Source organism: Streptomyces calidiresistens, from assembly GCF_014141525.1.
In the GTDB taxonomy this organism is placed as follows: Bacteria; Actinomycetota; Actinomycetes; order Streptomycetales; family Streptomycetaceae; genus Streptomyces; species Streptomyces calidiresistens.
In genome coordinates this window covers 1-6,817 of record NZ_VKHS01000238.1, presented here as the reverse complement: position 1 = coordinate 6,817, position 6,817 = coordinate 1, and the positions used below count along the sequence as shown (strand labels likewise).

Here is a 6,817-nt window from a genome sequence, read left to right as displayed (position 1 = left end):
CCCCGGGACCACCGAACCGCCGGGAGGACGGGTACGACGCCCCGAAGCGGGAACACGCGCCTCACGGGAGGGGAACGACCCGCCCGGCCCGTGGCGTGCCGATGCCCCGGGGCGTGTTTCGATGGAGGGATGATCGACGCACAGGTGGGAGCCGCCGTCCCGGAGGTGATCCGGCGCATCGTGGCCGAGGAGGTCGTGCCGCGCCGGCGCAGGCTGGCCGAACACGACGTCCTGCACAAGACGGGTCCGAACGACCCGGTCACCATCGCCGACCGCGAGGTCGAACGCCGGCTGACCGAGGAGCTGACCGCCCTGCTCCCCGGCTCGCTGGTCGTCGGCGAGGAGGGCGTCCACGAGGATCCCGGCCGGTACGCCGCCCTGGAGGGCGAGGACCCCGTGTGGATCGTGGACCCCGTGGACGGCACCCGCCAGTTCGTGCGCGGCGAAGCCGGCTTCTGCACCATCGTGGCCCTGGCCCGGGCCGGACGGGTCCTCGGGGCCTGGCTGTACGCCCCCGTCCCGGACCTGTTCGCCGAGGCCTGGCGCGGCGCCGGTGTCCGGCTGAACGGCGCGCCGCTGCCCGCCCCCACCCCGCGCCCGTGGAACGAGCCGCTGCGGGTGGCCTGCTCCGATCCCGACCACGTCGCCCCCGACCAGCGCCGTGCGCTGCTGGGGCTGTGGACCGAGGGCGTGGCCCCGCGACCGGGCGGTGCCGCCGGACTGGAGTACCTGCGGGTGGCGCGCGGCGAACTGGACGCCATCGCCTTCAGCTGGGAGTTCCCCTGGGACCACGCGGCCGGACTGCTGCTGGTCACCGAGGCCGGCGGGGTTCAACGCACCGTGGCCGGAAAGCCGTTCCGCCTGGCCGGGGGCAACGCGCTGCCCTTCACCGCCGCCCGCGACGAGGCGACCGCGCGACGTATTCTCGACCTTCTGGCGGCGGGACGAACCGACGCCGCCTGAACCCCAACCGCGAGGGGAGAGCCGACACCGTGGCCTCATTGCGTGACGTTGTGGTGGTGGGATCGGGCCCGAACGGCCTGACCGCCGCGATCGAACTGGCCCGCCGGGGCTACTCCACCGAGGTGTTCGAGGCGGGGGACGGCATCGGCGGCGGGGCGCGCACCGAGGAGCTGACGCTGCCCGGCTTCCGGCACGACCCCTGCTCGGCGGTTCACCCGATCGGGGTCGGCTCCCCCGCCTTCAACGCCATGCCGCTGGCCCGGCACGGTCTGGAGTGGCTGGAGGCCGAGCACGCGCTCGCCCACCCCTTCCCCGACGGGACGGCGGCCCTGCTGACCCGCTCGGTGGACGAGACCGCCGCCTCCCTGGAGGGCCGCGACGGCGACGTGTACCGGCGGCTGCTCGCCCCCTACCTGGGGCGCTGGGACAACCTGGCGCACGACTTCCTCACCGTGCCGTGGGAGCTGCCCCGTCGCGGGCCGGTCACCCTGGCCCGGTTCGGCCTCACCGGTCTGCCGCCGGTCTCCTGGCTGATGCGCCGCTTCCGGGGCGAGCGGGCCAGGGCCCTGTTCGCCGGGCTGGCCGGCCACGTCATCTCCCCCCTGAACACCCCGGCCACCTCCGCGATCTCCCTGGTCTTCGCCCTGGGCGCGCACGAGGGCGGCTGGCCGATCGCGCGCGGCGGCTCGCAGGCCATCTCCGACGCCCTGGCCGGCTACCTGCGGGAGCTGGGCGGCACCATCCACACCGGGGTGGAGGTCAAGCGGCTGGACGAACTGCCGCCGGCCCGCGCCTACATCTTCGACACCTCCCCCACCGCCGCCGCCCGCATCGCCGGTCTCGGCGACGCCTTCCGCTCCTTCCGGTACGGCGCCGCGGCCTTCAAGCTGGACTACGCGCTCTCCGGCCCGGTCCCGTGGACCTCGCCGGACGCCCACCGGGCCGGGACGGTGCACCTGGGGCCGACGGCCGGGGAGATCGACACCGCCCTGCGGGCCGCCGTCTCCGGGCGCGCGCCCGAGGTGCCGTTCCTCATCACCTCCCAGCCCACCGTCGTCGACCCCTCGCGGGCGCCGGAGGGCAAGCACGTCTTCTGGGTCTACGGGCACGTCCCGCACAACTGGCAGGGGGACCTCACCGAGGCGGTGGAGCGGCAGATCGAACGCTTCGCCCCCGGCTTCCGGGACCTGGTGCTGGGACGGGCGGTCTCGGGGCCGCCGCAGCTGGAGGCCCGGAACGCCAACTACGTCGGCGGGGACATCGCCTGTGGGGCCTTCTCCGGCCTGCAGACCATGTTCCGGCCCAAGCCGAGCCCCCGCCCCTACGCGACCCCGCACCCGGCGGTGTTCCTGTGCTCCTCGGCGACCTGGCCGGGGCCGGGCGTGCACGGCATGTCCGGACACAATGCCGCCCGCGCCGTCTGGCGCCGCCTGCGCGCCGCCGAGCGGGACTGAGGGCCGCGGCGGGACCCCGGGGAGCGTCCGGGGGAAAATGTGCCTCCCGGGGAGGCCCGTCCCCCCTCCGTGCCCTCCCTCGGACGGCTCCGGGCCCCGCGCGGACCCGCCTTCCCGATCGGGCCCGCGAGCGTCGGGATCCGCGTGGCCCGGATACCGGGTTGTCCATGGCTTTCCCCGGCCCGGTCTCGACCCGCGCGAGAGGCTCGGCACGGTACGAGGATCGACGTGCGGGCCGGTGCGTCCGCTCGGCCCCGAGAATCCGGCGAGGTAATCTCAAAATCGGGCGAACGGTGCGACCGAAGCCCCGGCATTTCCGATATCCGGGATATCCGGGATTCCTTTCGTCGCGGTACAGCGAGCACCGGGGGGCCGAACACATCATGACGCCGATTTCGCCACGGTGGGCAATGGCTCCGGGGCACGCCGCGGGATGAGGTAGCAGTCATGACGCTCTCGGCGGGCAGCCGGATCGGCCTGGCCGGAGCGGCGGTGGTCGGGGTCGCCTTCGGCATGGCCCGGTACGCCTACGGTCTGACGCTCCCCGACATCCGACAGGACCTGGAACTCTCCGAACCGGTACTCGGCCTCATCGCCGGCGCCACATTCGCCGGCTACCTGGCCGGCCTGCTGCTCGCGGGGCCACTCGCCGTCCGGCGCGGCTCACGGGCGCCGACGACCGTGGGCGGGGCCTGCGGCGCGGTGGGGGCGGTGATCGTGACCGTCGCGCAGTTCCCCTGGTTGCTCGCCGTCGGCGCCGTACTGGCGGGCAGTGCGGGTGGCTGGGTCTGGGCGTCCTACTCCGACATCGTGACGCGGACGGTGTCCGCGCCGCAGCGGCCCAGAGCGTTGGCGATCATCACGACCGGCACCAGCGGTGGGCTGGTGGTGCTGGCCGGCCTGGCCGTTCTCGCCCTCCCGGGCTCATGGCGCATGGTCTGGGCCGGCATCGCCCTCGCCGCCGTGGCCGCCGCCGTGGTGAACCTCCGCCTGGTGCCACGAACCGGGCCGAAACCCCGTCCGGAGAAACGCCGGGGGACCTCCCCGCTCGTGACGGCGCTGAGAGTCCCGGCCGCCTACTCCGTGGTCTACTTCGCGGCCGTCGTCATCTACTTCACCTATGCCGCGGACGTCCTCACCCGCGACCTCCCGGCGGCAGCCGTTCCGGCGCTCTACGCGGTCATCGGCGTCACCGGCATGGCGGGCGTGGCGACCGGGGCCGTCGCGCAGCGCATGGGCAGCCCCCGGGTCGCGGCACAGTGCCTCGTGACGGTGGCCGCGGCGTTGGCGCTCCTCGGACTGGCCGGCGATTCCATGATCGCGACGGCGGTCTCGGCCTGCGTCTTCGGCCCGGGGTACATGATCGGGTCCGCGGTGCTGGCGGTCTGGACGGCCGAACTGGTGCCCGAGCGCGCGGGCGCGGCGTTCACGGGCTGCCTGATCGTGGGAGCCGCCGGCTCGGTCGCGGCACCGATCGTCGCCGGTGCGGTGATCCCGGAACTGGGGCTGGGAACCCTGCTCATCCTCACCGCCGCTGTATCCCTGATCAGCGGGGTGGCCCTGATGCCGCACCGTGCGCGGGGAGGGAGAACCGCCGCGGAAACCGAACCGTGAGCCGGACGCCCCGCTCGGCGGGGACGGCCGGTGACCGTCCTTCTCCGTCCGGTGCCCCTCGCGAAAGCCCGAGGCCACCCCGCGTGGCCACAGCACCGCCACATGCCTCCGACAGTGCTCGCCCGATGCCGAAACGGAGCGTCGGCACGGCTCAAGGGGCTTCTCCGACGGACTCGGGGCGCCGACGGAGGACTTCGGCCCAGACCGTCTTGCCGGGAGCCCCGGCGGGGTTCGGGATGACGCCCCAACGATGGGCGAGCGTCGCGACGATGCGTAGACCCCGCCCGCTCTCGGCGTCCGTGTCCTCCGGTGGGCCGGGGAGTGCTGTCGGCAGACCGCCACGGCCGGGGTCGCCGACCTCCACACGGAGACCGCCGGGGATGAGGAGCACGACCACCTCGAACCCCTGACCGGACACGCACCCGTGGGTGGCGGCGTTGGCGGTCAACTCCGCGACGACGGCCACCGCGTCGCAGCGAACGGCCCCGGCCTCCTCTATTCCGAGGAGGCGAAGGGCGTTGTCGACCAGATGACGGGCATGACGAGCCGCTTCCGGGGTGGCGGGGAACACGTGACGGAAGACCTCGATGGAGGGTCGGAGCGGTGCGGAGGAGGGGGGGTACATGCCTCCAGCCTCGATCCCGCTGTTCCGGAGCACCAGGAACAGGACCCACACAATTCGTATCCGTGTGGGTACCCAGAGTGGACGGTGGGGCAGGTATCCGGCCAGGATGATTCCGGACACGACGGACCCGCACCACTCGGCGGAGGTGGCTTCCCTTGGCAACCAGTGGCGAACCGGAGCCCTCCGACAGCCTCCGGACCTTCGGCGCCGTCCTCAAGACCTTCCGTGAACGGGCCGGGCTCACCCAGGAGCAGTTGGCCCCGCTGCTCGGCTACGCACCGCCCACCGTCGCCGCCGTCGAGCAGGGCCGTCGCCTCCCCCAACGCGACTTCGTCGACAAGGCGGAGGAAGTCCTCGACGCGTTCGGCACGCTGCGCGCCGCCGCTCGCCACCTGTCCCGTCGCCCCGGCCTCGCGGCCTGGTTCCGCGAGTGGGCCCGCCTGGAGGAGGAAGCCCTCAACCTCTGGACCTACGAATGCCGTGTCGTCCCCGGCCTGTTGCAGTCCGAGGGATACGCGCGGGCCGTGTTCGAAAGCAGGGTTCCTTCGCTGACCGACACCGAAGTCCACGAGCAGGTGAAGGCACGGCTGGAACGTCAGCGTCTTTTGCGGGAGCGACCCCACACCGGGTACAGCTTCATCCTGGAAGAAGGGTTGTTCTTCCGCCACATCGGAGGCGAAGAGGTCACCCGAGGGACGATTGATCTCCTCCTCGAGCTGAGCATGCTGCGCAACGTGCAGATTCAGGTCATGCCCCAACGACAGGAGGAGCACGCCGGCCTGAGAGGGCCACTGCAACTGCTCGAGACCACGGAGAACCGATGGTTGGCCTACTCGGAGGGGCAGTTCCACAGCCACCTGAACACCGACGCAAAACAGGTCGGGATGATGCTTCAGAGCTATGCCAAGATGCGCTCACAGGCTCTCTCTCCCAGAGACTCCGTGAGCCTGCTGGAGCAACTGCGAGGAGAACTGTGAGCACCGAGGAGTCGGGCTGGTTCAAGAGCAGCCACAGTGGTCCCGATGGTGACAGTTGCGTGGAGGTGTCCACCTCCCGGCCGGAGGCCGTGTGGGTGCGGGACTCCAAGGATCCACGCGGGCCCCGGCTCAGCGTCTCCCCCACCGCGTGGCGGGCGTTCGTCTCCCGGGCCGCCGGCTGAGGAACGGGCGGCGGCCCGGGGGCGCTCAGGAGGTGCCGGGTGACGGGGCGAGGCGGTCGGCGAGTTCGTCGGTGTCGGCGAGGAACCAGATGTGCCGCCCCCGGTTGGATTCCCGCACCAGCGCCGGCAGGGCGGTGCCGGCGGCGGTGTGGCTCGAGATGTCGCCGAGGATCACCAGGCGCATCCCGTACTGGACGCACTTCTGTGTGACCTCCCCCGCGAAGCCCGTGCCCAGGTCGAAGAAACGCTCGTCGAGGCGCTCGACGGGGACGGCGACCACGTCGGCGCGTCCGTAGGCGGCGCCGATCAGCCGGTCCAGGACATCCTGCTGCTCGGCGATGACGGGACCCTCGGCGTCGAGGACGAGGACGGGGATGCCGTGGTACTCAACGATGGTCGTCACGTGGCTCCTCGGGTGCGGTGGCGGCGGGGAACAGACCGCTCCCCGGTTCGAGCACGGATTCGATGAGGGTGAGCAGTGCGGCGGTGTCCGCCGGGTTCCCCAGGACGACGAGCCGCAACCGTGAGCGTTCCGGTTCGTGGATCGTCTGCACCCTCGGCCCCGGCGTACCTCCCCGGGGGGAGTGGACGGCGGCGGTGACCAGGGTGGCCAGACGGTGGGCGGTCTCCGGGGTGAGGGGGTCGATCTGCACGATGGTCGAGACCTCGGCGGAGGGAACGGCTTCGCCGACTCCCGGTGCCGGTGAGGGCCCGGCGGTGACGGATCCACCGGTCAGGGCCTCCACGTCCTCCCTCGCGATCCGGTACTGCTTGCCGATCCGGACGGCTTTCAGCTTCCCGGTGCGGACGTAGTTCCGGATGGTTCGGACGTGCAGGCCCAGCAGTTCGGCCACGTCCCCGACCGAGTACAACTCGCGTTCACTCTCACTCATCATTCCCCAAACTACCTTACCCGTGGGCCCCTCAGAGGAAAAAAGGGAGTGATGGGGAATCCGGCATCGTCGGAACCGCCCTCCTCCATTCGCGGCTCCGCCCCACCAC

The 6,817-nt window shown here is 72.2% G+C and carries 8 protein-coding genes; 5 read left to right on the top strand and 3 right to left on the bottom strand.

Annotated elements, in window-relative coordinates; all coding sequences use genetic code 11:
* The first annotated feature begins 129 nt into the window (after positions 1-129).
* The 3 genes from FOE67_RS12055 (at position 130) to FOE67_RS12045 (ending at position 4,031) form a co-directional block, all read left to right on the top strand.
* Positions 130-963, top strand: a complete 834-nt coding sequence (locus FOE67_RS12055) for an inositol monophosphatase family protein (protein WP_182663431.1) — start codon at positions 130-132, stop codon at positions 961-963.
* A 38-nt stretch (positions 964-1,001) separates the two neighbouring features.
* Positions 1,002-2,417: a phytoene desaturase family protein gene (locus FOE67_RS12050; RefSeq protein ID WP_194444195.1), complete on the top strand. Its 1,416-nt coding sequence runs from the start codon at positions 1,002-1,004 to the stop codon at positions 2,415-2,417.
* A gap of 447 nt (positions 2,418-2,864) precedes the next feature.
* A complete protein-coding gene (locus FOE67_RS12045) occupies positions 2,865-4,031 on the top strand; it encodes an MFS transporter (protein ID WP_182663427.1) in 1,167 nt (388 codons plus the stop codon).
* Between the two features lie 151 nt (positions 4,032-4,182).
* Here the strand turns inward: FOE67_RS12045 and FOE67_RS12040 are convergent, their stop codons facing one another.
* A complete protein-coding gene (locus FOE67_RS12040) occupies positions 4,183-4,656 on the bottom strand; it encodes an ATP-binding protein (RefSeq protein WP_182663425.1) in 474 nt (157 codons plus the stop codon).
* A 155-nt stretch (positions 4,657-4,811) separates the two neighbouring features.
* On the opposite strand from FOE67_RS12040, the gene FOE67_RS12035 reads away from it, so the two are divergent.
* Both FOE67_RS12035 and FOE67_RS12030 read left to right on the top strand, forming a co-directional pair.
* A complete protein-coding gene (locus FOE67_RS12035; protein ID WP_182663423.1) occupies positions 4,812-5,633 on the top strand; it encodes a helix-turn-helix domain-containing protein in 822 nt (273 codons plus the stop codon).
* Positions 5,630-5,815 (top strand): DUF397 domain-containing protein, encoded by a 186-nt coding sequence (locus FOE67_RS12030; protein ID WP_182663421.1) that lies wholly within the window; start codon positions 5,630-5,632, stop codon positions 5,813-5,815. Before FOE67_RS12035 ends, FOE67_RS12030 begins: the two co-directional genes overlap by 4 nt.
* Before the next feature lie 25 nt (positions 5,816-5,840).
* On the opposite strand, the gene FOE67_RS12025 is transcribed toward FOE67_RS12030, so the two are convergent.
* Together FOE67_RS12025 and FOE67_RS12020 are read right to left on the bottom strand one after the other, a co-directional pair.
* Positions 5,841-6,218, bottom strand: coding sequence for a DUF4180 domain-containing protein (locus tag FOE67_RS12025; RefSeq protein ID WP_182663419.1), 378 nt, complete (start codon positions 6,216-6,218; stop codon positions 5,841-5,843).
* Complete coding sequence (locus FOE67_RS12020) at positions 6,202-6,708, bottom strand: helix-turn-helix domain-containing protein (RefSeq protein ID WP_182663432.1); 507 nt, start codon at positions 6,706-6,708, stop codon at positions 6,202-6,204. Before FOE67_RS12020 ends, FOE67_RS12025 begins: the two co-directional genes overlap by 17 nt.
* Positions 6,709-6,817: the final 109 nt, after the last annotated feature.

Excerpts from the sequence above, each read along its gene's own strand:
- FOE67_RS12055 (WP_182663431.1), top strand. The coding sequence starts at position 130 with ATGATCGACGCACAGGTGGGAGCCGCCGTCCCGGAGGTGATCCGGCGC.
- FOE67_RS12040 (WP_182663425.1), bottom strand. The coding sequence starts at position 4,656 with ATGTACCCCCCCTCCTCCGCACCGCTCCGACCCTCCATCGAGGTCTTC.
- FOE67_RS12020 (WP_182663432.1), bottom strand. The coding sequence starts at position 6,708 with ATGAGTGAGAGTGAACGCGAGTTGTACTCGGTCGGGGACGTGGCCGAA.
- FOE67_RS12045 (WP_182663427.1), top strand. The coding sequence starts at position 2,865 with ATGACGCTCTCGGCGGGCAGCCGGATCGGCCTGGCCGGAGCGGCGGTG.